Here is a 23615-nt window from a genome sequence, read left to right as displayed (position 1 = left end):
ATTGAGCCGTTCATGGAGCACCCGCATTTCGGGTTGCACTCCGGCCAAGGAACTCTCGACCTTGACCACGGCTTCTTTCAAGCGCGATGGCAGCGGGCCACACCAGCAGAGCCTGTAATCTTCGAGCCATGGCTCACGGTGAGAACCCAAATCGAGGGCTGAAGGTGGGGCGAAAGGTTGTTCATCAGGCGTCCATTTGGGCGTCGACGCCCTTTCACAGATCCTGAGCGTGAACTCGAGCCTCGTCGTGCAATGGCAAAACGAGGACATGAAAAAGATCTCGGGATGAGCGGCAATCCTCTTTGCACCCACACTCATCGGTGCTATCTACGGCATGAACTTCGACAACATGCCCACCCGAGCTCCACTGGGCGTTCGGCTACCCCATCGCATTGGGCGCGATGATCACCTTTGCCCTCGTGCTCTATATCGTCTTCAGATCCAGGAAATAGATGTAACGCTCCGGGCAGGGCTGAACCAGAAGCCCCGGGCATAGCTGACGGGGAGGGATCCAGCGCTGGCCCCGCGTCGCATGCCACACTGCCCCAAGAGGGGCATTATCAGGTTAGCAACGACCAGTAATACCCGGTCTCAAGTATTTAGGAGCATAAAAGTCAGTTGGCTTAGTTTTCGTCGTAGTCTGGATAAACAAGCTCTAAAGGAGACCATGATGCCAACAATAAGAATTTATGCTCAGGGCTCGAAGGGTCCGCAGATCTTTGATGCTGATCAGGAAGCATCCAGTTATTCATCAGCCCTGTATGGCCAGGTGCAGCCAGGAGTACTGGTACTTCTTGACTCCGAATCGCACGTTTATGCGCAAGAGGAAGAAGACGGAACTTCCGGAAAAGTGCCCGGATTCGACATCGGACTTCAAGATGGTGTGCTTCGGATCAGTACCGCTGAGGGACGTCTGATCCGGGCTTACGGCGTCGGAATGTGGCAGCAGGTCTATCAGCATCCGCACCAACAGCAGCCCTCCGGTACTAATTCCAGCAGCGCCGACGACCAGTAACTTTTTGGATTCGAGAAAAGGAAACCATCATGGCCGGCAACCTGATCGCCCGTTCCGTCCACGACCTCACCGCTGCCGCCTGGTTCGGGGGATCCCTGATGGGCGCCATCGGCCTCAATGGCGCAGCGTCACAGGCCAAAGACTCCACCGAACGGACCAGGCTCTCCGCTTTGGGCTGGAAAAGATGGGCCCCCGTCCAGGCTACAGCCCTGGTAGGTCACGTGATCGCCGGGATCTTCGTCATCAGTGACAATAAGGGGAGAATAGCAAGCCAAGACGGTATGACCGGCGTGACGGCCTTCAAGACGGCTGTGACCCTCACTGGAGCCGGATTTACTCTCTACACGGGGCTCCTGGGCAGGAAAGTTGAACAACTGGCGGGGGAGGGTGCCGAGGGTGCAACGGAACCGGGCCCGAATGCTTCCAAGGAACTGGAGCCGGCCCAAAAGAAACTCCGTCTCCTGCAGTGGGCCTTGCCCTTCTTCGCCGGCACGGTCATTATTCTGGGCGCCAAGCACGCAGAGATGCAGCGGCCTCGTAACGTCCTCAAAGGCTTCGTGAGGTAGAGGGCCGGAATCATCCCATCAGTATTAATAGCAAGGAGAAGAATCATGGCATCAGGTATAGCGGCAGTGTGGGTTCCCGTCAGCGACATGGAACGGGCGGTAAGGTTTTATCGTGATTCCCTTGGCTTCAAGGTCACGAAGCAGGAGTCAGACTGGAGTGAAGTCGATGCGAACGGCCTAAAAATTGGGCTAAACGCCCGCGAGGACGCGTCAGCACATGCCAGCCGCGGTGCGGTAATAACTTTCCAGCCGGATGGCGGCGACCTCGAAACGGAAATTGACCGGCTCAAGGCAAACGGCATCGAAATTACCGGCCAGGTCAGCGATCATGACTGGGGTCGCATCATGCCATTCAAGGACTCTGAGGGAAACGATCTTCAGCTCTATACCCCACCGACGGACTGACCTGCCGGCTAGCTGATTTTTGCCGGCGGTGGGGGCTCGATCGCCAGGATGCTGATGTCTACCTTTCCCACGGTCAGACCGGTGTGGCCGATGTTCCCGCGGACGCGTTGCTGCACTGTTTCGGCAACGTTGAGGGCGGTGTAGGCGATATCCGTGGCTATATCAAGATGGACGACGGCGACATTGTCGTTGATGGTGACGCGAACGCCGTCATCCCGGTAGGTGCCGTTCTGGCCGGCGGAATTGGAGAGGCGCTGCAGTGCGGCAGGACCGAGCCGGGCCAGGAACCCCTTCACGGTGGGCTCGAGTCTGAGGACCCCGGGGGTCTCCAACGTTGTGCGGGCGGCCAGGGAGGCGATCAGCTTACTCGTGATGAGCTGGCTTTGGAGCGGATTTTCAGACATCGTAGAGGTCCTCCACTGTGATGTTGATGGTCCCGGCGCTGATGCCGATGCCTGCGGGAATGGCGGTGATGATCCGTTGCCGCAGCAACTGGACGGTTCGGGGGATATTGATGTCCGGGGCAACTGCAGACCGAAGACCGATGACGAGGTGCGGGCCGATGACGCCGGACTGACCGGAGGGGGGATCGTCGACGGAGCTGTCGGAAGTGGCAGAAGATATTTCGATGTGGCATCGTCGGGCATGAATACCGGGAACCTCGGCAGCGGCCGCCCGGATGACGGAGCTCAGGGCCTGCTCACTGATTTCGGTTGTGCCGTTGCCATTGCTGGCCAGGAGGATTCTTTTGCTGCGCCGGATCTCTGCCCGGGCTACGTCCATGATGGCGGTTTTGACTCCGCTGCGCGGGGTCAATGCCTCATCGTGAAGGTCGGCTTCGCGCAGTGCTTGGGTTGCTTCATTGAGCCTTTTCAGCTGTGCCCTGGCGGCCTGGCATTGTCTGCACGTTTGTTCGTGGGCGTTGAGCGGCTGATCAATGGTGGTCCAGATCCGGTCGATGCTGCGTCCGCAGCCCAGGCGTGGTTCGTCGTCTAGCGCCATTCGTTCATCCCTTCCGCAATCTGGATCCGTGCCCGGGCGAGGCGTCCGCGCACTGCCGTTGGGCTTATCTTTAGTGTTGCACCGATTTCGGCATAGCTGCGTCCATGCATTTCCCGGAGCAGCCAGCAGGCACGCTGTTCCGGCGGGAGGGTGTTCAGGACGGCAGTGAGGCCGTCGTCGCGGGCGGTCCTTTCGGCCGCGTAGGCGGGGTCGGAAAGCTGGTCCGATCCAGCACCATCGGTGCTGATGGAGAGAATATCCTGCGGATCTGTTATGTGCTCGGTTCTGGTGGAACGTTTCCGCAGAACATCCAGGCATCTGTTGGTGGCCAGCCGATAAACCCAGCCGCCGAAGGCCTGCACGTCCTGCAGCCTTGCCAGTCCGCGCCAGCTGGCCGTCAGTGCCTCCTGCACCACATCCTCGGCATCTCCGCGGTCATTGAGCATGCGGTATGCCAGCCGGAAAAGACGGCCCTGATAGGAATTGACCAGATGTTCGAAGGCCCTGAGGTCCCCGTCCTGCGCGCGGGCAACGATACTTCCTTCATCCAGGCCCGGTTCCGCCTCGAAGCCGGATCCGTAATCCTCCATCGGCCATCCGTTCCGTCCGGCAGTGTACCGGCGCATTGCCCTCACTGTGTCATAACGCTGCAGGATCTGCAGCTTCTAACGGGCGCTTCACGGGAAAACTTTTCGAAAAAGATCTACCTTGTGCGTGACGTTTGGCTGTGGGCTTCGTCTTTATCTTTGTAAGCACGATTACTATTCCCCTTCAGAAGGAGATGTTTTCCATGTCAGAGGCAACGAAGACCCCCGGAAGTTCCAGCGGCGTTATGGCCACGCCCGAGGAGCAGAAGCGAAGCGCTCCGCAGGAACAGCCGAAAAAGACCGGCCCCCTGCACACCGACCGCGGGGATACCACCATCGAGGAAACCGTGGTGCAAAAGCTTGCCGGCATGGCGACCCGCGAGGTTCCCGGCGTATATGCCATGGGTAGTGCCGGGCGCCGTGCCTTCAGCGCGCTGGCCGAGCGCATCCCCGGTTCCCAGACCAACGTCAGCGGCGGTGTGTCCGTGGAAAAGGGTGAGCGGCAGACTGCCATCGACGTCTCCATCGTGGTGGAGTACGGGGCCTCCGTGGTGGACGTCAGCCAGGGAATCCGCCGCAACGTCATTCAGTCGGTGGAACGGGCCACTGGGTTGGAGGTCATTGAAGTGAACATCAATGTCACCGATGTACATCTCCCCGGCGAGGACCAGCAGGACAAGCAGAGCCAGCAGGATCAGAAGACCGAACTTCAGTAAGTCCACAGCACCGGGCGGGGCATCCTGCCCGGTGTGTCCGTAAGACCGGGAAGGAAGAGGATGGCTATGTCTACTACACGTTGGTGCTTGACGATAGGTCTGGTACTGGGAATTGTCTTGGCTTTCGGCGGGTGGTGGGCGCTGGTGTCCGCGATCGTCCTGGGCTTCATCGGTTTGGTGGTCGGCCGGGTGGCGGAGGGCAAACTCGACATGGCAGCCCTGTTCGGTAAGGCAACAAGCCGATGAACCGGCAGGGCGCCCACCAACTGCCGCCCACTGCAGCTGAGGACGCCGCCAGTGGCAGTTATGGCGGTGGCGATGATGACATCGGCTCCCGGGGCCACACGGTCCTGGCAAATAGGGTGATCGAGAAGATTGCCGGTCAGGTCGCCAATGATGAATCCTCTGCCGGGGGCTCCTCCGGAGGGTTTCTCGGGATTGGCGCGCATGCGGATTTGTCTGCCCGGCCGAAGGCTTCAGTTGAGCTGAACGGGAACATTGCCACGGTCAGTGTCGAGGTCGGGTTGTTATATCCGGTTCCCTTGCGCCGTGCGACCGAGGATTTGCGGCAGCGGATCAGGGGACGGGTCACGGAATTGACCGGGGTCGAAGTCCGGCAGGTCGATATCAAAGTCGCGTGGTTGACAAGTGAAGGAGCTGCGCCTGGGCGGAGGCGGTTATTGTGAGCCGGCATGACGGACGGTCAACGAGTTTGCGGCGCCGGCCCAGCCGCACCGTCCCGGCACTAATCGTGGGCATCCTGCTCTTGGCAGCCGGTGTCGCCTTGGTGTGGCTGACCATTGCCAGATTGATGAACGGTACGTGGTCCATGGTCCTGCAAGGACCCAGGGACTGGCTGACCGGGTTGACCTGGAACAGTGCCGGTGCGTGGGGCGTAGGAGTCGGCGCCGTCGTCGTGGGCGTAATTCTCTTGTTGTGTGCGATTGTGCCCGGCGGTTTCAGTGCCCTCCCGGTCCGCAGTCCCGACGGTTCGGACCAGGCACCGGTACAGGAGCAGGAGACCGTGATGACCCGACGTGCGGTGGCCCAACTTGCCCGGGCGCGGTGCGGGCAGATCGACGGCGTCAGCTCGGTCACCGCGACGGCCACCGGTAAGCGCGTACACCTAAACGTCAAAACGTCTCTGCGCGAATCCGGCGATCTGCGGGCGAGGGTCACCGACACGATCAGCGAGCACCTCGAAACTGCGGGCCTTGACCCGGTTCCGCGCGTGAGCGCCACCATCCAATCCAACGCCTGACATCATGGCCGATCCTGCGCACCACCTATGGAAGGAATGTTTCTGATGAGGCAAACAGCCGGAACCCTGAACCGCACTTGGCTGACAATTCTGGGCATCATTGTCCTGGCCGCCGGCATTGGACTGCTCCTGCAGGCCAGCGGACAGCTGCACAGCCTGGCCAACACTGCTCCTTCCTCAGAGCGCGTCGTTACCGGTGACCTGCACGCCGTCACGTCCCCGCAGTGGGTCGTGGTCGTCATCCTGATTGCAGGCATCATTGTGGGTGTGCTGGGCCTGCTGTGGATGCTGGCGCAGGTTCCGCGGAAAAACGCGGCGGACACCTACCGGCTGCACGACGACGGCGCGCAAGGCTTCACCGTCTGTGACCCGTCTGTCCTGGCCACTGCCGTTGAAAACCAGGTCAATACACTCCCCGGCGTTGTCACCTCCTCGGCCCTGCTGCGTGGCACAGCCACCGATCCCGACCTGACCCTGAAGGTGACGGTCAATGACCGCACAGATGTTCAGGACCTCATCCACCGGATCCAAACGTCCACACTGCCGGATCTGTCCAACGCATTGGAGACACCCCTGCAGAAGAGCCGTCTTCAAATTGATGTCAGCGGCCGTACCCAAGGCACCGGCACGGTTGTCCATTCAACCGGAACCGTTCTGCAATAGATCATGGAAGGTACTGACATGTCTGACGGCTTCGCATCCGGCGCCGAGGATTCCATGATCCGCTCCGAGGAGCGGGTCCGGGTGGACACCGGGACCTATGAAACCGGCAAAGTCCGGCTCGGCAAATACATCGTGACCGAAGAGGTCACGCTGACCGTCCCGGTGAGCCACGAAGAGTTCCGTCTTGAGCACGAACCCATCCCCGCGGGAAACCACACTCAGACCCCTGAGGATGCTGTTCTAAATGAAGAAGAATACGACATCGTTCTCCATGCCGAGCGGCCGGTGGTCCGGATGGAAACCATTCCGGTCGAGCGGATAAAAGTCCGCAAGGTCATCGTCACCGGGGAGCAGGACATCACTGAAGAAGTCCGCAAGGAACGCATCGAGGTAGACCTGACTGAGAACAATCACGGGTAGCGCACCGCTTCCTGCCCGATCCTGACAAAGAAGCCGGCAGAGGCGAATTGCACACGTTTGGTCGACGGCGGCCCTTACACCCCACACTGAATCCGGACCCATCACCACACCCCAGGGGCCACTCGGGCCCCGCACAGAAAAGGAGAATCCTTGTGATTACTACAGAACAGATCCAGGACCTGCTCGGCAGCGGCGGCACCGTCGTCGGCGGCGAAGGGGACAAGATCGGAAAAATCGGCCAGGTCTACATGGACGACGAAACCGGAAAGCCCGAATGGGTCACGGTCAAGACCGGCATGTTTGGCGGTGCGGAGACCTTCGTTCCGTTGGCCGAAGGCACTGTCGAAGGTGACACCATCCGGGTTCCCTATGACAAGGACAAGGTCAAGAACGCACCGCGGATGGACGACTCCGAGGGACACCTGAGCAAGGATCAGGAGGCTGACCTTTACGAGTACTACGGCCTGGCCTATTCGGAACGGACATCGGATTCCGGCCTTCCGGCCGGCGGTGCTCCGCAGCACGGCAAGGAGAAGCGTCCGGATCGTGCCGGTGAGTCCGGCGTTCAGGGGCGTGACACCTCCGGACCCACCACCGATGACTCGATGACACGTTCAGAGGAAGAGCTGAGGGTCGGGACCGAGAAAGTTGAGTCCGGTAAAGCCCGGCTGCGCAAGTACGTGGTAACGGAAAACGTCTCCAAGACGGTACCCGTCAGCCACGAGGAAGTCCACGTCGAACGTGAGCCGATTACCGACGCCAACCGTGGAGCTGCTACCTCCGGTCCGGACATCAGCGAAGAGGAGCACGAGGTCACGCTCCACGCCGAACGGCCCGTAGTGGAGAAGGAAACCGTTCCGGTGGAACGTGTCCGGCTCGGCACCGAAACCGTGACCGAGAACCAGGAAGTGAACGAGGAAGTCCGCAAGGAACAGATCGACACCGACGCCGGCACGGACACTGCCAGGGGTGAAGAAGGTAGAAAGCACTGACGGACCGTTCCCACGCTCTTGAGGCAGGACGTCACCACCCCATGGATAGCCTCAATCAATCCCCGAAAAACCCCGGGTAACCAGAAACAGAGGAGAATCAGATGCAGATAGACAAGCAGCAAATCATTGACCACCTCAAAGGCAAGGGCGATCAGGACAAGACCGACCAGGCCCAGTCCGACCTTCCCGACAAGGTCGACACGGATAAGGACTCGGGACTGCTGAGCAAGCTTGGCATCAATCCCCAGGACCTGATGGGCAAACTCCCCGGCGGTCTCGGCGGCTAGCGGGAGTTTACCCGCATGGCCCGCTACGATGCTGCAGCCGCTCCAAACGGCGACTCGCCCCCGCTTCCTTGAACGGAGCGGGGGCGAGTGCGTCGGCAGACTACCGCTGGGCACGGACCCGCATCAACAGTCCCGTCGAAGCCGGGAACTGATCAGGTTCTCCCGTCCGGAAATCAGACGCCTGCTGGGTTCGGCTCATCTGGTGCCGGCCGCTTCGCGCCGAGCCTGAAGCATCCAATCAGGCGGCAAAAAAATCAACCGCGGGCACAATACTGTCATTACCCTGCCGCTGACATCCCCCCAAAGGCGACCGCAGTACCAGGACCATAACGCCAAAAAGGCCCGGAACCTGGCGATCTCCCGCCGTGTTCCGGGCCTCTCATAGTGTGGCAGATGAGGGATTCGAACCCCCGTAGGCGTTGCCAGCTGATTTACAGTCAGCCCCCTTTGGCCGCTCGGGTAATCTGCCGCAGGCCTGCCGTCCCGAAACTCCGGACCGGCATTTGCTCCCAATAAGTGGAAGCACTAAAACGATACTAGGAAAGTGGCCAGGAATCGAATCGAGGACCCAAGGCCCTCGTGGGGAGACAGGCTGGCCTACGCGTCCGACTGGATTCTCCGGATGAGCTGTTGCTCGAACCGCCCGGCCTGTTCCTGCGTCACCTGCCGTAGAGCCACGGCACGGGCCAAGTCTGCATGCACGCCGTCGATTCGGGACGACGCTGCCGCAGTTGGTGAAGTTGTGGTGCCCGTTGCGGAAAACGCTGTGGAGGCGGCCAAGGTGGCAGCGGCGATCATGGTTCCCGCTGCAATTTTTGCGCCCCGGACAATGTATCGGCGCGGTTTTCCGGTGGACATGCTGATCTCCCTCGTCAATGATGGGTTCGTGGGCCCTCTACCATTCCAACTCTGCCGGTTCTGTTTGTGCTCCCGCTTTGCGTCCGCTTGGAGCGAACTGAGAACCCATGGCCGGGAGCGGCAGCCGTTCGCCGTCGTCGGCCTCCGTTCGCCGCCGCACGCTGGCCAACACTGGTTAGCCGGATAGGCTAGAAGCCGAAGCGTATTTTGCTCATTTTCAATTATCTGGAGGGCCTCATGGCAAGCGAATCAACATTCGACGTCGTCAGCAAAGTCGATAAGCAGGAAGTCGCCAATGCGTTGAACCAGGCGCAGAAGGAAGTTGCCCAGCGCTACGACTTCAAGGGGATTGGGGCGGAGATTGACTTCAGCGGCGAAAAAATTCTGTTAAAGGCAAACTCGGAGGAACGCGTTAAGGCAGTCCTGGACGTTTTCGAGAGCAAATTGATCAAGCGCGGTATTTCGCTGAAATCCCTTGATGCCGGCGAACCGTTCGCCTCGGGCAAGGAATACCGGCTGGAGGCTTCCATCAAGGAAGGGATCGAGCAGGACGTCGCGAAGAAGATCAACAAGCTCATTCGCGACGAGGCGCCCAAGGGTGTTAAGTCCACCATCCAGGGGGACGAGCTGCGGGTCAGTTCCAAGAGCCGTGACGATCTGCAGTCGACCATGGCTCTGTTGAAGAACTTCGAGGATGCCGACCTCCAGTTCATCAACTTCCGCTAGGGCGTCCGCGGCCCTCTGCGCCGACGCAGCGAACGGCTAGCCGGCCGGCTCGACCAAACCGGTGTCGTAAGCGAGCACCACTGCCTGCACCCGGTCCCGCAGCGAGAGCTTGGTCAGGATCTTGCTGACATGCGTTTTAGCGGTCTGCTCCGCGATATAAAGCTCCGCGGCAATCTCCTGATTGGAAAGCCCGCGCCCCACCAGAACCATGACTTCGCGTTCGCGTTCGGTCAATCCAACCAGCCGGTCTGCACACGGCACGGACCGGGGTTGGCTCTTGGCGAACTGCTCAATCAAGCGCTTGGTCACGGAGGGAGCCAGTAATGCCTCCCCGGCCGCCACGATCCGCACGGCTGCCACCAACTCGTCCGCCAAGGCATCCTTGAGCAGGAATCCGCTGGCACCGAGCCGCAATGCGTCGTAGACGTAGTCGTCAGCGTCAAAGGTTGTAAGCATCAACACGTGCGTGGTTGGTGCGCCGTGGCCGGGATCCTGCCCGCCCAGAATCTCGCGGGCCGCCTCAAGTCCGTTCATGACCGGCATGCGGACATCCATCAGCACAACATCCGGCAGCAATGCGGCCGCCAGATCGACCGCTTCTGCTCCATCGCTGGCCTGCCCGACGACGTCAATGTCGTGTTGCGCGCCCAACAAGGCCGCAAACCCGGCTCGGACCATGGCCTGATCATCCACCACCAAAACGCGGATTGTCATGGGGTTCCTCCGGTTCCCACGGTGACCAGCGGCAATGTTGCGGTGACCGTATATCCTCCGTTATTCGATGGCATGCACAGGACGGAACCGCCGACGATGCTGGCCCGCTCACGCATTCCTATCAGACCCTGTCCGGGATGCGTGCGGTCCAGCTGTGCCAGTACCGCACCGATTCCGGAAGGGCCATTACTGATCTCCAGCTGGAGGGTCCGGGCGATCGCGCGCAGGGAAACGGTAACCTGGGCCCCCGGTGCATGACGAACCACGTTGCTCAGTGCCTCCTGTGCAATTCGATACGCCGTCAGGCCAATCACTTCGCTGACATCCACTGCCGCATCGGCCCCAATACTGTCCGAGTCCAGATCGATCGAAACGTCAACTCCGGCCGTCCGGGCAGCCGCGATCAGCTGCGGGATATCCGTCAAACCCGGTTTCGGCGAGAGGTCCCGGACTGCGCCGTCACTGCGCAGTGCTCCCAGCATGCTGCGCATTTCCGTCATCGCACGCCGGGAATTCGCAGCGATGTCATCAAATTCCTGTTTGAGGGACCCGTCCAGATCCGGGTGCCGGTACTGTGCCGTCGTCGCCTGCACCACCACAATGGACATGCCATGGGCGACGACGTCATGGAGTTCGCGGGCGATTCTGGCCCGTTCTTCGGCCAGCCGACGCATCGACTGCTCTTCCGCGGAGAGGGTCCGTTCGGCCAGCAGCTGCTGGCGGATATTTTGCCACTGCTGGGTGATCACGGCGGCTACCATCAGGCCACCGGATACCGAGGCGTAGACCACCACGTTCATCTCCGCCGCCAGCGGAACCTGCGCCGGCTGGCCACGATAGTTTACGGCTACACCAATGAAAGTGCTCAACAGCCAAGTCACCGCGGGGAGCGTCCAGTGGGTGCGCAGACCCGCCACACACATGACCAGGATCTGCGTCACCATGGCGACGATGCTGAAGGGCATCGGGGCCGAACCTACGGGCGAGGACACGAGCGGCATGATCCCCAGCGGCACCAGGGACAGGAGCGCCCCCGGGACCGGACGGACAACTGTCAGCGCCAGAGAGCCGGTATGCAGAATCGTCATGCCCAGGGCGAAGGGCAGCATCATTCTGTACAGATTCACGTTCAGCGAAGCGCCTACCGCCATCAGTGCCACGCAGGCGGTGATAAACCCGAGCCAGGCCCAGCTGATCTTCTTCAATCTCAGCCGCGGCAGCGCCGCCATCTGGGTGGCCAGATCGAGGCGTTTGGCCGCTGTCACCGGTACCGCCCCTGAGCATGGGCGGGATGACGGAATCCGTCAGCGGGCCCCTCCGCGTCGCCCATCGGTCCGTCCGCGTCGCCCATCGGTCCGTCCGCGGAGCTATCGGCCAGCTCCGGGCCGCCGGCTGGCTGGCTCTGCCAGCTGATGATCTCCCAGGTCCGCTCACCGTTGCGCTGATTGGCCGATCCGTCCTCCGGAACAGACCCCTCCAAGACAACAATGCCGGTATTGCTGAGCCCGTAATTCTCCACGTGCGCCGGATCAATATTGCCGGCCCGGCAGCCCACCCAGCTGCGGATCATGGCGCCATGGCTGACCATGACCGCCGTCCCGCTGCCCACCGCTTGGCTGGCCTCGCGGACCACGGCATCGAAGCGTGCCAGGGTTTGCGTCCCCGTCTCAGCGGCACCCGGAATCCGGCTCTGCTGCCTGCCGGTGAGCCAGCTGCGCACGACTTCCACGTACTGCCCGACCGAGACCGGATCCCCCTGCATCTCCAAATCCCCTGCGTCGATCTCACGCAGCCCGTCCCGGATCTGCAGTTCAAGTCCGGCAGCTGCCGCCAGTGGCTCCGCCGTCAGCTGTGCCCGGGTCTGGTTGGAAACGTAAATCGCGGCCAGCGGCGGTATCCCGGCGAGGCGGGCCAGGACCGCCGGAATCGCGCGCGCCTGGCGCCGGCCCAACTCAGTTAGTCCGGGTCCGGGCACCGCCGTGTCCAGGAGGTTACGAACATTGGAGGAGGTTTGGCCGTGCCGGATCAGGATAAGTCGCATGTTTCAATTATCCCTGAAAACCATCATGGGCGGCCCGCCATTCGCTCAAGCCGGGCAATGCGGTCCGGCATGGGCGGGTGGGTGGAGAACATCCGCCCTGCAGCGCCGCGAAACGGGTTGGCGATCATCAGGTGGCTGGTGTTGACCAAGTCCTGCTTGCGGGGCAGCGGCGCCAGCTCTACTCCCTGCTCCAGCTTGCGCAATGCGGATGCCAACGCCAGCGGATCACCCGTAAGCGTTGAACCGTCCTCGTCCGCATGGTATTCACGAGTCCGGCTGATGGCCAGCTGAATCACGGAAGCGGCCAGCGGCGCCAGCAGTGCCATGGCAATCATGGCCAACGGATTGGCGTTCCTGCTGTCCCGGCCACCGCCGAAAAAGAGCGCGAATTGGGCCGCCGACGTAATGACACCCGCGACGGCAGCCGCCACGGAAGAGGTCAGGATGTCCCGGTTGTAGACGTGCATCAGTTCATGCCCGAGCACGCCCCGCAGCTCGCGTTCGGTGAGAATGTTCAGAATCCCCTGAGTGCAGCACACTGCGGCGTTCCGGGGATTGCGCCCGGTGGCGAAGGCATTCGGAGCCAGGGTAGGGGAAACATAGATGCGCGGCATGGGCTGATGTGCCTTGGTGGAGAGTTCCCTTACGATCTGGTAAATGCCCGGCGCCTGCTCTTGGGTGACGGGAAAGGCCTGCATGGAGCGGATAGCGATCTTATCCGAATTCCAGTATCCATACGCCGTTGTCCCCACGCCGATCAGCGCCATGATCCAGATCGGGGCCGAACTGCGCATCCCCGTTGCCAGGATTCCTCCGATGATCAGCAGGACCAGCCACAGCACACCAAAGAGCGCGGCGGTTTTCAACCCGTTGAAATGCCTGTGCACGATCACTTCTCCTTTAGTCGCCGACTTATCGGCCGACCGGTGGTAAGGGAAACTTCCGGCCGTAAAGAAAGCGGCTTAGTGGGCTCTGGTGTTCCCGCGGTCCCGTCGGCGCACCGGTGGCACCGGAACGTCATACGTCTTAATAAAAGATCGCCGTGCCACGACGTGCCGGTCTAGTGTTTTCAGCTTAGCGCTAAGGCGCAACGCTGCCGGTGAAAATCCGCTGGAACTCGTTTAGCTGTAAAGGACTTGCCAATGCCAATCACAGGACTCCTGCTTGGGACCGCTCTAGGATTCGCGATGCAGCGAGGACGCTTCTGTGTCACCGGAGCCTTCCGGGACGTGTGGATCAGCAGGAACACGCGGTGGCTCACGGCGTTCATGATGGTCATTGCCATCCAAAGTGCAGGAATCTTCGCCTTGGCTGCCCTCGGGGTGATCGATCTGCAGTCGAAGGCCTTCCCGTGGCTGGCCACCATAGTCGGGGCTTTCATCTTCGGATTCGCCATCGTCCTGGCCGGCGGATGCGCCACCGGCACCTATTACCGCTCCGGTGAAGGGCTCGTCGGCAGCTGGCTGGCGTTGGTCTTTTACGCCCTCTTCAGCTCGATCATGAAGACCGGTCCGCTCGCGCAGCTGACAGCCTTGCTGCGTGGCATCACGGTTCGGCAGGGAAACATTTACCAGACGTTAGGGATTTCTCCATGGGTCCTCGTCGCCCTGCTGGCCGCCGTCGTCGTCATTATGGCCAGGCATCACCTGGCCAGGCCCGGCTTTAAGATGGCTGCCCTGCCGCCGGAAAAAACCGGTCTGGCACACTTGCTCTTCGAGAAGCCATGGGGCGCCTTCGCATCCGCCGCCGTGATCGGCATTATCGCGATCGCAGCATGGCCCCTGAGCTCGGCGACCGGACGTAATGACGGCCTGGGTATCACCACTCCGTCGGCCAACCTCATCGGGTTTCTGACCACCGGGAACATCAAGCTGGTGGACTGGGGCGTTTACCTGGTGCTCGGTCTGCTGCTCGGATCTTTCGCTGCGGCAAAGACCAGCGGGGAATTCCGGGTGCGGGTGCCCGATGCCAAGCAGGCCGTCAAGAGCGTTGCCGGCGGGGCGTTGATGGGCGTTGGGGCGTCCCTGGCCGGTGGCTGCACTATCGGCAACGCCATGGTGCAGACCGCGCAGTTCAGCTTTCAGGGCTGGGTGGCGTTCGGCGTCATGATTCTGGGAACCGGAGCGGCCGCTAAACTGACCATCCGCCGGACTGGTTCCACTGCACCGGCTGTGGCGAAGCCCGCGCGCAGCAGCGTCGGCGTGTAAGCAGACCCGGTGTGTAAGCCGCGCTGAGAAGTCGGCAATGGACCCAACAGAAGAAGAAGTGAGACACCATGGTGAAAACGCTGGAAACCGACGGACAAGTCTGCCCCTTCCCCTTGGTCGAGGCCCAGAACGCCATCCGGGACCTGAGTGCCGGGGATGAGCTGATCATCAACTTCGACTGCACCCAGGCCACGGACGCGATTCCCCGCTGGGCTGCGGAGAACGGCTATCCGGTGACCAACTTTGTCAAGGTCGGCGACGCTCAATGGTCGATTACGGTGCAGAAGGCCTGATCTCCCACGCCCCGGGTCCTGTCGCTACGGCTCGGGGTGGCGCGCGTCGTAGTGCAGGAACTTAGGTTGCCAGCGGGCCAGCAGCCCCACGGCCGCGATACACAAACAGCCACCGACGACTGCGGCGAGCGCCTCCCCAAGGACCTGTCCGGCGCCGCCGGCAAAGAGATCCCCCAAACGTGGCCCACCTGCGACCACCACCACAAAGACCCCCTGCAGCCGACCGCGGAGGTGGTCTGGCGTAGCGGCCTGCAGAATAGTGGACCGGAACACGCTGCTGACGGAATCCGCAACACCGGAAACCACCAGGGCGAACACGGCGGCAATGATCCACGGGGAAGTTCCTTCTCCGCCGTGCCGTCCGCCAAGAGCGACGGCGGCACCCATTGCCGCTATGGCCGTCCCCCAGACAGTCACGGACCACACCACAGCCAGGCCCTGCCGCCGCACATGCCCGAGGGGTCCCGAAAACAGTGCGGCAAGCAAGGAACCGGCGGCAATCGCCGACAGGAGGACACCTGCTGTTTCCTCACCACCGCCCAGCCAGACGGCTCCAATGGCCGGCAGCAGCGACCGCGGCATGGCGAAGACCATGGCGCAGAGGTCCACCAGGAACGTCATACGCACATTGGGCCGGGTTCCCAGAAATTTCAGCCCCTCCAGCACGGAGCCCAGCCCCGCCTTACGCACTTCCCCCTCCGGCAGCATCGGCGGCAGAGCGAACAAGGCCCACATAGAAGCGGCGAATGTCAGCACGTCGATGGTATAGGTCCAGGCGTAGCCGATATTGGCCACCAGGACACCCGCGAGCAGCGGTCCAACGGTAGTGCCGAGTCCGAAGACGATCATGCTGAGGGCATTGGCTGCCGGCAGCAGCTCCAAGCGCACCAAGCGGGGAATAATTGCGCTGCGGGCCGGCTGGTTGATGCCTGCCGCACCGGATTGAATCGCAATCAGCAGATACAGGATCCACGTCTGGTGAAGGCCAAGCCAGGCCTGCAGCGCGATGCCGATGGTCACCACCCACAACACCGCAGCGGACATCAGCGCCACCTTCCGGCGGTCCAGCGAATCGATGATCGAACCGCCGTAGAGGCCGGCGAAGACCAGCGGAAGCAGAGCAAATATCCCCAATAGACCCACCGCCAGGGTGGACTGAGTCAAGCTGTAGATCTCAAGGCTGACCGCGACCACTGTCAGCTGAGTGCCGATCGAGGACAGTCCGAGGCCAAAAAAGAGCCGCCGGAATTCCGGGCTTTCACGAAGCGGGGTGAGATCGGCCAGCAGATTGCGCACCGGTCAAGGATACCGGCGCACAGCCGGCAGACGCTCCTGCGCGCCCGGCAGCAATGCTTATTGTGAATTACTCAGAATAAGTGGTTAACTAAAACCATGACCACGGACACAACGACGGAGTGGACCTCCGGACCTACAGCGGAGCACCAGTGGGAGCAGCAGCTGCATTCCCACGACCGCCGGGTGACCAAACAGCGGCTCGCCGTGCTGGCCGCCGTCGCCCGTTCTCCGCATGCGACGGCGGAAGCCGTTACCGACGTTGTCCGTGCCGAGCTGGCAAACATCACCCTGCAGTCCGTTTATGTGGTACTGGCGGACCTTACTGGGCTGGGTATGCTGCGGCGCATCGAGCCGCCCAACTCCGCGGCCCGCTACGAGACCCGGACCGGCGACAATCATCACCATGCCATCTGTACCGGATGCGGGCGGATCGAAGACGTGGATTGCGCCGTCGGCCATGCTCCCTGCCTGACTCCGGGCCTGGACGCCGGCGCGACCATCGGCCGCATCGTCATCGCGGACGTCCTGTACCAAGGAACGTGCAGCGACTGCGCGGCCAAGGCCGGCCTGGTCGAGGCACCTGCCCCCGCGCCTGCCTCCCACTGATTTTTCCTCAGCCAACCCGAACCACTATCAAGGAGAGATATGACTACCCCTTCCACAACTACCCCTTCCACGACGCCGCATTCCACCACCCAGTCCGGTGCCCCCGTCGTCAGTGACGCGCATGCCCAGTCAACCGGTGCCGACGGCGCCATCGCGCTGACGGACCACTATCTGGTCGAAAAGCTGGCCCAGTTTAACCGCGAGCGTGTCCCGGAGCGCATCGTGCATGCCAAGGGTGGCGGCGCTTTCGGTACCTTCAAGACCACCGAAGACGTCTCTGCTTACACCAAAGCTGCCCTGTTCCAGCAGGGCGTGGAGACGGAGACGCTGACCCGCTTCTCCTCCGTGGCCGGCGAGGCTGGCTCTCCCGACACCTGGCGGGACCCGCGCGGCTTCTCCACGAAGTTCTACACCACCGAGGGCAACTACGACTTGGTCGGCAACAACACTCCGGTGTTCTTCATCCGCGACGGCATCAAGTTCCCGGACTTCATCCACAGCCAGAAGCGTCTTCCCGGCTCCAACCTGCGCGACGCCGACATGCAGTGGGACTTCTGGACCCTCTCCCCCGAGTCCGCCCACCAGGTCACCTGGGTGATGAGCGACCGCGGCCTGCCCGCCTCCTGGCGTGAAATGCAGGGCTACGGCTCACACACCTACCAGTGGATCAACGACGCCGGCGAGCGGTTCTGGGTCAAGTACCACTTCCGCTCCAACCAGGGCGTCAACGCAATGACCGGCGATGAGGCCGAGCGCCTGGCCGGCTCCGACTCGGACTACTACATCCGGGACCTGTACGAGAACATCGATGCCGGTAACTTCCCCTCCTGGGATCTGCACGTACAGATCATGCCGTACGCCGATGCCAAGGACTACCGGTTCAACCCGTTCGACCTGACCAAGGTCTGGCCGCACGCTGATTACCCGCTGGTCAAGGTCGGGACCATGACGCTGAACCGGAATCCGGAGAACTACTTCGCGCAGATCGAGCAGGCCGCGTTCGCGCCGTCGAACTTCGTACCGGGTATTGCAGCTTCGCCGGACAAGATGCTGCAGGCCCGTATCTTCTCCTACGCGGATGCGCACCGTTACCGCGTAGGAACCAACCACGCCCAGCTGCCGGTGAACGCGCCGAAGAACCAGGTGCACAACTACAGCCAGAACGGCGCGGCGCGCTACACGTTCAACGATGCGTCCACCCCGAACTACGCCCCCAATTCCAAGGGCGGGGCAGCTGCCGTTGAGCCGGCTACCGTCGGTGGCGGCTGGGAAAACGACGGCGCACTGACGCTCTCGGCACATTCCCTGCACGCCGAGGACAGCGACTTTGGCCAGGCCGGCACCATGTACCGCGAGGTGTTCGACGACGGCGCCAAGGCCCGTTTCCTGGACACCATCACCGGCGCTGTGGGCGGAGTCAAGGACGCCGGCATCAAGGAGCGTGCAATCGGCTACTGGACCAGCGTAGACGCGGATCTCGGAGCCAAGCTGCGCGCTAATCTGGGCGCCGGCGAAGAGACTAATTCGGCCTCCGAAGCGGCCATCAAGTACTAGGTTCCATCCGGCACCAAGCATAAAAGGGCGGGCTCCCATACCGGGAACCCGCCCTTTCTCTGTCCGCACGCGTTGATCCGCAGCAAGCCGCGTAAACCTGCGCAGCGTTGGCGCCGGACAATGCGCCGGATGCATCCCTGCGCATCCGTAGCGCCCAACTCTACGCAGAAGTCACCGGCACAAGAGCCTCAGGCGTCGAGGGAGACCTTGTCGTCGGCGTCGGCCTCCGCCGAAGCGCTGTAAAGTTCTCCGCCGGACCGCGCGCTCTTGAGCTGCCTGCCGAGCCGGGAATTCCACGCTCCGTAAGAGAAGTAGATCGCCAGCCCGAGAACCAGCCAGATCCCGAAAAAGACCCAGGTCAGCGTCGCCAGGTTAAACATCAGGTAGATGCAGAGCAGGGCGGAGGCCACCGGGATGACAGGGCCAAACGGTACCCGAAAGGATGGTTTGAGATCCGGACGCTTGCGGCGGAGCACCAGAATACCCAGGCTGACCATCACGAACGCGGACAACGTGCCGATGTTGATCATTTCGGCCAGCAGATCCACCGGGGTAAAGCCGGCCAGCAGCGCCACCAGTGTGCCGCACATGATCTGCGTACGTGCAGGAGTGCTGCGCTTGGCAGAGGTCTTGCTCAGCCCACGCGGGAGCAGGCCGTCCCGGCTCATCGCCATGGTGACTCGGGCCAGACCCATCAGGAGCACCATGATCACCGTCGTCAGGCCAATCAGGGAACCGAGCGAAATGACGACGACGGCCCAGTCCGCTCCGACCAGATGGAACGCGGTTGCCAGGGACGGATCCGTGGCCTTGGCCAGGTCCTGATAGGAAACCATGCCCGTGACCACCAAGGTGACCAGGATATACAGGACCGTGACGACCGCCAGCCCCGCAAAAATGCCGCGCGGCAGGGTCCTTTTCGGGTTCTTGACTTCCTCCGCGCTGGTGGCGACCACGTCGAAACCAATGAAGGCGAAGAAGACCAGCGCGGCGCCGGAGATCACGCCGGTGAAACCGTACATAGCGGGGTTGGCGCCGCTGAGGAAGGACAGGAACGGCTGCTCGGTCCAGGAACCGCCCGTTGCCGGCGCCGGCACGGACGCGGGCACGAAGGGTGTGTAGTTCTGCGCCTTGACGAAGAAGAATCCCACCACGATCACGAAGACAACGATCGCTATTTTGATCATGGTGAAGACGCTGTTGACCCGGGCAGAGAGCTTGGTACCTAATACCAGGACCGTGGTGAAGACGGCGACGACCACTAAGGGCCCCCAGTAGAGGGTCAGGGCTCCGAAGTGCAGCTGTGCGGGGATATCAATATTAACGGCCTGCAGGAAGTCGCTGAGGTAGACCCCCCAGTACTTAGCGATCACCGAGCCGGCCATGAGCAGTTCCAGAATCAGGTTCCAGCCGATGATCCAGGCCAGCAGCTCCCCCATGGTGGCGTAGGTAAAGACGTACGCGCTGCCTGTGACGGGCATTGCGGTGGCAAACTCCGCGTAGCACATGATGGCCAACGCGCACGTGACCGCCGCCAGAATGAAGCTGACGGTCACGGCCGGGCCTGCGTTATGTGCTGCGGCTTTGGCTCCCACGGAAAAGATGCCGGCACCCACCGCCACGGCAATTCCCATGATCATCAGGTCCCAGGTATTGAGCGAGCGTTTGAGTGTCCGCCCGGGCTCCTGGGCATCGCGGAGGGAGCTTTCAATGGACTTTGTGCGCAGTAAATTCATGGACATCCGTCGAGGTTGGGGCCAAAGGGACCCAACCACGATACCGAACCCGCATCTGCTTCGCCCGCCCGGACGCCATCACAGTCTCAGATAGTGGGACAACCCTCAGTCCCCGGGGACGTCCCGAGGACTGATTCCGGCGATGTACCGCGCGAAATGGAAACCATGTCCTCCCGCGGCACCACCTTTACCCGTGGACGCTTGCCGACGGTGTCCCCGGCGAGGCTGGCTGCGTCGTCGGCCCGAACGTACTCGGCGCCCAGTGCTGCCTCATGCGCGTCCAGCTTCAGCCAGCCTTCCCAGCTGGTGTACTGCACGCCGCGGGATTCGAGCAGATCAATGATGGCCTGCTCCTGCGGCTTCCCGGCCCGGGGCAAACTCAGGCGGTCCTCCAGCAGGCAGCCGATAGTCTCCAAGGCATCGCCCTTGGTGCTGCCGATCAGGCCGACGGGGCCTCGTTTGATCCAGCCGGTGGCGTAGATGCCTGGAACCGGTTTTCCGTCTGCATCCAGCACCCGGCCCGCGTCATTGGGAATGACGCCGTGCGTGGCATCAAAGCCCACCTCGGGAAGCTCTGAGCCGAAGTAGCCGATGGCCCGGTAGACGGCCTGGACCGGATAGTGAACAATTTCACCGGTGCCGCGCGCACGCCCGCTGCCGTCCAGCTCAGTACGTTCAAACTTCATCCCGCTGACTTTCCCATCCACCCCAGTGATCTCCACCGGACTGTGCAGGAAATGCAGGTGCAGCCGCCGGGACGCCGGCTTCTGCGCATGCGACGGCTCCTCCACCAGCCAGTTCGTCAGGGTGTTCACCATGGTCTTGACCTGGTTATTCGTCCGGATCGCCTCATCCGAGGCCGCGTCGAAGACAAAATCCTCCGGATACAGGACAATGTCCACATCCTTCGAATGCGACAACTCCCGCAGCTCCAACGGCGTGAACTTCACCTGCGCCGGCCCGCGCCGGCCAAAAATATGCACATCCGTCACCGGTGAAGACTTCAACCCCCGGTACACATTGTCCGGAATCTCGGTCACCAACAAATCATCGGCATGCTTGGACAGCATCCGCGCCACATCCAAAGCAACATTGCCGTTCCCGATCACCGCAACTTCCTTAGCCTCCAACGGCCACTCCCGCGCCACATCCGGATGCCCGTCATACCAGGACACAAAATCCGCCCCGCCAAACGAACCCTCCAACTCCACGCCCGGAATGTCCAGACCGGAGTCCTTGATGGCGCCGGTGGAGAAGATGACGGCATCGTATAAGTGGCGGATATCGGACAACGTCAGATCCCGGCCGTAGGTGACATTGCCCAGAAAGCGGATATCGCCCCGGTCCAGGACCTTATGCAGGGCATTCACAATCCCCTTAATACGGGGATGATCCGGAGCCACACCATAGCGGATCAGACCATAAGGAGCCGGGTAGGACTCAAAAAGATCAATACTGACCGCGACGTCGCCGCCGCGCACTTCTTGGGACTTAGTCAGAATATCGGCGGCATAGACGCCGGCCGGGCCGGAACCAATGATGGCCACCCGGAGAGGGCGGGCGGCTGCCGAGTTAGACACAGGAGAGTCCTTCCAAACGATCGATCAGCAAGAGCGAGGCTTCGTGGCGCAGGGACATCCCCATGGCCACCAGCTACCAGTCTAAATGGCTGTTTCACCTGCGGACCAAAGACGTGATGCGGAATACTGTCGGGAAAGCTGATGTTATGGAACTTGTGTCTGCCAGCAACCGTGCCCTCAACCCCGTACCCGGCGCTTCCACACCCCGGCGTGCACCGCGAAGCGACTCCACCTCGGGGGTGTTCTTCGGGATGGGTGCCTACAGCATCTGGGGTCTGCTGCCGGTTTACTTTATCTGGCTCATCCCCGCCGGCGCTGTCGAAATTGTGGCCAACCGGGTTGTCTGGTCGCTGGGGTTTTGCGCCCTTCTGCTGACTGTTACCAAGGCATGGCCGCAGCTGATCGCGGCCGTACGGAACAAACGGGTTTTGGGCAACCTCTCCGTTGCCGCCGTACTGATCGCGGTGAACTGGCTGACCTATACATTCGGCGTTACCACCGGCCAGGCCATTGAGGCGTCCCTGGGCTATTTCATTAATCCGTTGGTCTCTGTGCTGCTCGGCGTCATCTTCCTGAAAGAAAAGCTTCGCCCGCTGCAGTGGGCTGCCGTCGGCGTCGGGTTTGCCGCCGTCGTCGTCCTGACAATCGGCTACGGCCGACTGCCCTGGATCGCTCTGGTCCTGGCTTTCAGCTTCGGCCTGTACGGGTTTATGAAGAAGCGGGTCGGGCCCAGGGTCGATGCAGCGTCGAGCCTGAGCATTGAAACCGCGGTGCTGGCCCCGTTCGCCGCCGTCGTTATGATCGTCCTCTCGCTCAACGGACAGGACACGCTCGGCACCCTCGGCGCGGGGCATTTCTGGCTGCTGGCCGCATCCGGAATTATTACTGCGGTCCCGTTGCTGTTCTTCGGGGCTGCTGCCCGCCGGCTCCCGATGACGACCATCGGATTGCTGCAGTACTTTACCCCGGTCATCCAATTCATACTTGCCATCACTGTGCTCGGCGAGCAGATGGGCCCGGAACGGTGGATCGGCTTCTGCATCGTCTGGCTGGCACTGGTGCTGCTTACCGTTGATATGCTCCGCAATTATGGACAGAGCCGGAGCCTGCGCCGGGCCCGCTCCCTAATGCCGGCCGCGGCCCAGCCCCTTCCGCGGGACTGAGCACCCGGCCCGGTCCTTGACTGCATCAGAAGCTAGTCATCGATCCGCTCGTATTCACGGGGAACAACCACCATCGGCACCGGCAGCGCACGCAGGATTTTGTTGGCAGTTGCGCCCATGAACAGCTTCCGGCGTTCCGCCAGCCGGCTGGACCCCACGATGACAAGTTCGCCGTCCTCCCAGCCCAGGCTATCGACCGCTTCCTCGATGGTCCGGCCGTGCGCCAGAGTTACCGTTGTTGACCCGCCCGAGCGTCGCTGCGCGGCCTCGGTCAGCACGGTATTGGCATGCTGGCGCGCTGGGCTGAGCGCATTGTCCAGCTCGTAACGGCGCTGCGTCAGCTCATCGAGCTCGACGAGGGAGACCAGGCGCAGCGGCAGATGCCGCCGGTCCGCCGCATGGATTCCCACATTCGTCACCGATTCCCAGCCCTCCCGGGTCCCCACCATGGCGGTCAGCCGGGTGAGCGGCTCTGTGCGCTGATAGCCGCGCGGTGCAAGTGCCACCGGCACCGGCGAGGCGTGCAGAAGAGCATTAGCCACGCTGCCGACGGTGAAGCGCTTGAACAGCCCGCTGCGGGCGGCGCCGACGACTATGAGCAAGGCCGAGTATTCAACAGCTGCCTCAATCAACCCGCTCGCGTAGGAGTCCGAATGCCGGACGTGGAATTGGGCCTGCACACCCTCGGGAACGAGGTCGAGCGCGTCCCGCTGGACCGCCTCCGCATTCTGGACGGTGGCGGCCCGCTCCCCGACCACATACACCAGATCCAGACGTGCCCCTTGGGTCCGGGCAATGACGGACGCCAGATCAATGGCGTCCGCGCCGCTTTCATTTGGCGTGTATCCAACTACATACCGCATCAAAAGACCCCTCACCTAGGGTTGCCGGCATCTGCGCTGCCGACCAGTTAGCACAGACTCTACC

The 23615-nt window shown here is 62.0% G+C and carries 29 protein-coding genes, 1 tRNA gene and 1 pseudogene; 18 read left to right on the top strand and 13 right to left on the bottom strand.

The annotated features are described in order from the left end of the window. Positions 1 to 205: 205 nt before the first annotated feature. The 4 genes and pseudogenes from IV500_RS13820 to IV500_RS13805 all read left to right on the top strand — a co-directional run. Positions 206 to 452: pseudogene (locus IV500_RS13820) on the top strand (CorA family divalent cation transporter); the annotation flags it as partial. A gap of 215 nt (positions 453 to 667) precedes the next feature. Beyond that, on the top strand, positions 668 to 1015 hold the full coding sequence (locus IV500_RS13815; protein WP_196397390.1) for a DNA-3-methyladenine glycosylase: 348 nt from the start codon (positions 668 to 670) through the stop codon (positions 1013 to 1015). Between the two features lie 29 nt (positions 1016 to 1044). Further along, the gene (locus IV500_RS13810) at positions 1045 to 1581 is read left to right on the top strand and encodes a hypothetical protein (RefSeq protein WP_196397389.1); all 537 of its coding nucleotides are present in this window, start codon (positions 1045 to 1047) and stop codon (positions 1579 to 1581) included. 45 nt (positions 1582 to 1626) lie between these two features. Next, positions 1627 to 1986 carry a VOC family protein gene (locus tag IV500_RS13805; RefSeq protein WP_196397388.1) on the top strand — a complete coding sequence of 120 codons (360 nt, stop codon included), beginning with the start codon at positions 1627 to 1629 and terminating at the stop codon, positions 1984 to 1986. Positions 1987 to 1994: 8 nt separating this feature from the next. Here IV500_RS13805 and IV500_RS13800 read toward each other — a convergent pair whose 3' ends face one another. Genes IV500_RS13800 through IV500_RS13790 form a run of 3 tightly spaced genes read right to left on the bottom strand, consistent with a single transcriptional unit; the run spans position 1995 to position 3614 of the window. Continuing rightward, on the bottom strand, positions 1995 to 2390 hold the full coding sequence (locus IV500_RS13800; RefSeq protein ID WP_196397387.1) for an Asp23/Gls24 family envelope stress response protein: 396 nt from the start codon (positions 2388 to 2390) through the stop codon (positions 1995 to 1997). Next, entirely contained in the window at positions 2383 to 2988 is a 606-nt protein-coding gene (locus IV500_RS13795; RefSeq protein WP_196397386.1) for an Asp23/Gls24 family envelope stress response protein, read from the bottom strand. Before IV500_RS13795 ends, IV500_RS13800 begins: the two co-directional genes overlap by 8 nt. Then, complete coding sequence (locus IV500_RS13790; RefSeq protein WP_230854962.1) at positions 2979 to 3614, bottom strand: RNA polymerase sigma factor; 636 nt, start codon at positions 3612 to 3614, stop codon at positions 2979 to 2981. The genes IV500_RS13795 and IV500_RS13790 overlap by 10 nt, the downstream gene beginning before the upstream one ends. Positions 3615 to 3820: 206 nt before the next feature. On the opposite strand from IV500_RS13790, the gene IV500_RS13785 reads away from it, so the two are divergent. From IV500_RS13785 to IV500_RS13750, 8 genes are all read left to right on the top strand, one after another. After that, positions 3821 to 4291, top strand: coding sequence for an Asp23/Gls24 family envelope stress response protein (locus tag IV500_RS13785; protein ID WP_230854983.1), 471 nt, complete (start codon positions 3821 to 3823; stop codon positions 4289 to 4291). Between the two features lie 66 nt (positions 4292 to 4357). Beyond that, positions 4358 to 4537 (top strand): hypothetical protein, encoded by a 180-nt coding sequence (locus IV500_RS13780; protein WP_196397384.1) that lies wholly within the window; start codon positions 4358 to 4360, stop codon positions 4535 to 4537. Beyond that, on the top strand, positions 4534 to 4977 hold the full coding sequence (locus tag IV500_RS13775; RefSeq protein ID WP_196397383.1) for an Asp23/Gls24 family envelope stress response protein: 444 nt from the start codon (positions 4534 to 4536) through the stop codon (positions 4975 to 4977). Before IV500_RS13780 ends, IV500_RS13775 begins: the two co-directional genes overlap by 4 nt. Further along, positions 4974 to 5552, top strand: coding sequence for a DUF6286 domain-containing protein (locus IV500_RS13770; RefSeq protein ID WP_196397382.1), 579 nt, complete (start codon positions 4974 to 4976; stop codon positions 5550 to 5552). The genes IV500_RS13775 and IV500_RS13770 overlap by 4 nt, the downstream gene beginning before the upstream one ends. Before the next feature lie 45 nt (positions 5553 to 5597). Continuing rightward, entirely contained in the window at positions 5598 to 6215 is a 618-nt protein-coding gene (locus IV500_RS13765) for an Asp23/Gls24 family envelope stress response protein (RefSeq protein WP_196397381.1), read from the top strand. An 18-nt stretch (positions 6216 to 6233) separates the two neighbouring features. Beyond that, positions 6234 to 6635: a YsnF/AvaK domain-containing protein gene (locus IV500_RS13760; RefSeq protein ID WP_196397380.1), complete on the top strand. Its 402-nt coding sequence runs from the start codon at positions 6234 to 6236 to the stop codon at positions 6633 to 6635. A gap of 152 nt (positions 6636 to 6787) precedes the next feature. After that, positions 6788 to 7627: a DUF2382 domain-containing protein gene (locus IV500_RS13755; protein ID WP_196397379.1), complete on the top strand. Its 840-nt coding sequence runs from the start codon at positions 6788 to 6790 to the stop codon at positions 7625 to 7627. A gap of 101 nt (positions 7628 to 7728) precedes the next feature. Further along, a complete protein-coding gene (locus tag IV500_RS13750; RefSeq protein ID WP_196397378.1) occupies positions 7729 to 7914 on the top strand; it encodes a hypothetical protein in 186 nt (61 codons plus the stop codon). A 387-nt stretch (positions 7915 to 8301) separates the two neighbouring features. Here IV500_RS13750 and IV500_RS13745 read toward each other — a convergent pair. Together IV500_RS13745 and IV500_RS13740 are read right to left on the bottom strand one after the other, a co-directional pair. After that, a tRNA-Tyr gene (locus IV500_RS13745) sits at positions 8302 to 8383 on the bottom strand. Between the two features lie 128 nt (positions 8384 to 8511). Further along, entirely contained in the window at positions 8512 to 8772 is a 261-nt protein-coding gene (locus IV500_RS13740) for a hypothetical protein (protein WP_196397377.1), read from the bottom strand. Positions 8773 to 9009: 237 nt separating this feature from the next. Between IV500_RS13740 and IV500_RS13735 the strand changes: the two genes are divergently transcribed. Next, positions 9010 to 9498 (top strand): YajQ family cyclic di-GMP-binding protein, encoded by a 489-nt coding sequence (locus IV500_RS13735; RefSeq protein ID WP_196397376.1) that lies wholly within the window; start codon positions 9010 to 9012, stop codon positions 9496 to 9498. Between the two features lie 36 nt (positions 9499 to 9534). On the opposite strand, the gene IV500_RS13730 is transcribed toward IV500_RS13735, so the two are convergent. The 4 genes from IV500_RS13730 to htpX are packed head-to-tail and all read right to left on the bottom strand — an operon-like array spanning position 9535 to position 13140. Further along, complete coding sequence (locus IV500_RS13730) at positions 9535 to 10212, bottom strand: response regulator (protein WP_196397375.1); 678 nt, start codon at positions 10210 to 10212, stop codon at positions 9535 to 9537. Further along, complete coding sequence (locus tag IV500_RS22160; protein ID WP_196397374.1) at positions 10209 to 11477, bottom strand: sensor histidine kinase; 1269 nt, start codon at positions 11475 to 11477, stop codon at positions 10209 to 10211. The genes IV500_RS13730 and IV500_RS22160 overlap by 4 nt, the downstream gene beginning before the upstream one ends. Next, on the bottom strand, positions 11474 to 12253 hold the full coding sequence (locus IV500_RS13720) for a histidine phosphatase family protein (protein ID WP_196397373.1): 780 nt from the start codon (positions 12251 to 12253) through the stop codon (positions 11474 to 11476). The genes IV500_RS22160 and IV500_RS13720 overlap by 4 nt, the downstream gene beginning before the upstream one ends. 23 nt (positions 12254 to 12276) lie before the next feature. Continuing rightward, positions 12277 to 13140 (bottom strand): zinc metalloprotease HtpX, encoded by an 864-nt coding sequence (gene htpX / locus IV500_RS13715; protein ID WP_196397434.1) that lies wholly within the window; start codon positions 13138 to 13140, stop codon positions 12277 to 12279. Positions 13141 to 13395: 255 nt separating this feature from the next. On the opposite strand from htpX, the gene IV500_RS13710 reads away from it, so the two are divergent. Further along, entirely contained in the window at positions 13396 to 14460 is a 1065-nt protein-coding gene (locus tag IV500_RS13710) for a YeeE/YedE family protein (protein ID WP_196397372.1), read from the top strand. Between the two features lie 68 nt (positions 14461 to 14528). Further along, the gene (locus IV500_RS13705) at positions 14529 to 14753 is read left to right on the top strand and encodes a sulfurtransferase TusA family protein (RefSeq protein WP_196397371.1); all 225 of its coding nucleotides are present in this window, start codon (positions 14529 to 14531) and stop codon (positions 14751 to 14753) included. 24 nt (positions 14754 to 14777) lie between these two features. On the opposite strand, the gene IV500_RS13700 is transcribed toward IV500_RS13705, so the two are convergent. Beyond that, on the bottom strand, positions 14778 to 16049 hold the full coding sequence (locus IV500_RS13700; RefSeq protein WP_196397370.1) for an MFS transporter: 1272 nt from the start codon (positions 16047 to 16049) through the stop codon (positions 14778 to 14780). A 96-nt stretch (positions 16050 to 16145) separates the two neighbouring features. On the opposite strand from IV500_RS13700, the gene IV500_RS13695 reads away from it, so the two are divergent. Both IV500_RS13695 and IV500_RS13690 read left to right on the top strand, forming a co-directional pair. Continuing rightward, positions 16146 to 16655 carry a Fur family transcriptional regulator gene (locus IV500_RS13695; RefSeq protein ID WP_196397369.1) on the top strand — a complete coding sequence of 170 codons (510 nt, stop codon included), beginning with the start codon at positions 16146 to 16148 and terminating at the stop codon, positions 16653 to 16655. Positions 16656 to 16694: 39 nt separating this feature from the next. Further along, positions 16695 to 18209, top strand: coding sequence for a catalase (locus tag IV500_RS13690; protein ID WP_196397368.1), 1515 nt, complete (start codon positions 16695 to 16697; stop codon positions 18207 to 18209). Between the two features lie 188 nt (positions 18210 to 18397). Here the strand turns inward: IV500_RS13690 and IV500_RS13685 are convergent, their stop codons facing one another. Together IV500_RS13685 and IV500_RS13680 are read right to left on the bottom strand one after the other, a co-directional pair. Beyond that, positions 18398 to 19945 (bottom strand): amino acid permease, encoded by a 1548-nt coding sequence (locus tag IV500_RS13685; protein ID WP_196397433.1) that lies wholly within the window; start codon positions 19943 to 19945, stop codon positions 18398 to 18400. Positions 19946 to 20031: 86 nt separating this feature from the next. Next, positions 20032 to 21525, bottom strand: coding sequence for an FAD-dependent oxidoreductase (locus IV500_RS13680; RefSeq protein WP_196397367.1), 1494 nt, complete (start codon positions 21523 to 21525; stop codon positions 20032 to 20034). Between the two features lie 146 nt (positions 21526 to 21671). Here IV500_RS13680 and rarD point away from each other — a divergent pair, with 146 nt between their 5' ends. Then, positions 21672 to 22688 carry an EamA family transporter RarD gene (gene rarD, locus IV500_RS13675; RefSeq protein WP_230854961.1) on the top strand — a complete coding sequence of 339 codons (1017 nt, stop codon included), beginning with the start codon at positions 21672 to 21674 and terminating at the stop codon, positions 22686 to 22688. Positions 22689 to 22720: 32 nt separating this feature from the next. On the opposite strand, the gene IV500_RS13670 is transcribed toward rarD, so the two are convergent. Beyond that, positions 22721 to 23551 (bottom strand): universal stress protein, encoded by an 831-nt coding sequence (locus IV500_RS13670; RefSeq protein WP_196397366.1) that lies wholly within the window; start codon positions 23549 to 23551, stop codon positions 22721 to 22723. Positions 23552 to 23615 lie beyond the last annotated feature (64 nt).

Origin of the sequence: Arthrobacter terrae (assembly GCF_015708085.1) — a bacterium.
In the GTDB taxonomy this organism is placed as follows: domain Bacteria; phylum Actinomycetota; class Actinomycetes; order Actinomycetales; family Micrococcaceae; genus Arthrobacter_M; species Arthrobacter_M terrae.
The sequence above is the reverse complement of the archived record's forward strand: the minus strand, read 5'-3'. Positions and strand labels throughout refer to the sequence as shown.

Coding starts and splice junctions, on each gene's coding strand:
- IV500_RS13690 (WP_196397368.1), top strand. CDS start 16,695: ATGACTACCCCTTCCACAACTACCCCTTCCACGACGCCGCATTCCACC.
- IV500_RS13730 (WP_196397375.1), bottom strand. CDS start 10,212: ATGACAATCCGCGTTTTGGTGGTGGATGATCAGGCCATGGTCCGAGCC.
- IV500_RS13750 (WP_196397378.1), top strand. CDS start 7,729: ATGCAGATAGACAAGCAGCAAATCATTGACCACCTCAAAGGCAAGGGC.
- IV500_RS13695 (WP_196397369.1), top strand. CDS start 16,146: ATGACCACGGACACAACGACGGAGTGGACCTCCGGACCTACAGCGGAG.
- IV500_RS13815 (WP_196397390.1), top strand. CDS start 668: ATGATGCCAACAATAAGAATTTATGCTCAGGGCTCGAAGGGTCCGCAG.
- IV500_RS13775 (WP_196397383.1), top strand. CDS start 4,534: ATGAACCGGCAGGGCGCCCACCAACTGCCGCCCACTGCAGCTGAGGAC.
- IV500_RS13800 (WP_196397387.1), bottom strand. CDS start 2,390: ATGTCTGAAAATCCGCTCCAAAGCCAGCTCATCACGAGTAAGCTGATC.
- IV500_RS13670 (WP_196397366.1), bottom strand. CDS start 23,551: ATGCGGTATGTAGTTGGATACACGCCAAATGAAAGCGGCGCGGACGCC.
- IV500_RS13810 (WP_196397389.1), top strand. CDS start 1,045: ATGGCCGGCAACCTGATCGCCCGTTCCGTCCACGACCTCACCGCTGCC.
- IV500_RS13705 (WP_196397371.1), top strand. CDS start 14,529: ATGGTGAAAACGCTGGAAACCGACGGACAAGTCTGCCCCTTCCCCTTG.
- IV500_RS13780 (WP_196397384.1), top strand. CDS start 4,358: ATGTCTACTACACGTTGGTGCTTGACGATAGGTCTGGTACTGGGAATT.
- IV500_RS13740 (WP_196397377.1), bottom strand. CDS start 8,772: ATGTCCACCGGAAAACCGCGCCGATACATTGTCCGGGGCGCAAAAATT.
- IV500_RS13795 (WP_196397386.1), bottom strand. CDS start 2,988: ATGGCGCTAGACGACGAACCACGCCTGGGCTGCGGACGCAGCATCGAC.
- IV500_RS13765 (WP_196397381.1), top strand. CDS start 5,598: ATGAGGCAAACAGCCGGAACCCTGAACCGCACTTGGCTGACAATTCTG.
- rarD (WP_230854961.1), top strand. CDS start 21,672: ATGGAACTTGTGTCTGCCAGCAACCGTGCCCTCAACCCCGTACCCGGC.
- IV500_RS13735 (WP_196397376.1), top strand. CDS start 9,010: ATGGCAAGCGAATCAACATTCGACGTCGTCAGCAAAGTCGATAAGCAG.
- IV500_RS13805 (WP_196397388.1), top strand. CDS start 1,627: ATGGCATCAGGTATAGCGGCAGTGTGGGTTCCCGTCAGCGACATGGAA.
- IV500_RS13760 (WP_196397380.1), top strand. CDS start 6,234: ATGTCTGACGGCTTCGCATCCGGCGCCGAGGATTCCATGATCCGCTCC.
- IV500_RS13685 (WP_196397433.1), bottom strand. CDS start 19,945: ATGAATTTACTGCGCACAAAGTCCATTGAAAGCTCCCTCCGCGATGCC.
- IV500_RS13710 (WP_196397372.1), top strand. CDS start 13,396: ATGCCAATCACAGGACTCCTGCTTGGGACCGCTCTAGGATTCGCGATG.
- IV500_RS13785 (WP_230854983.1), top strand. CDS start 3,821: ATGGCCACGCCCGAGGAGCAGAAGCGAAGCGCTCCGCAGGAACAGCCG.
- IV500_RS13790 (WP_230854962.1), bottom strand. CDS start 3,614: ATGCGCCGGTACACTGCCGGACGGAACGGATGGCCGATGGAGGATTAC.
- IV500_RS13720 (WP_196397373.1), bottom strand. CDS start 12,253: ATGCGACTTATCCTGATCCGGCACGGCCAAACCTCCTCCAATGTTCGT.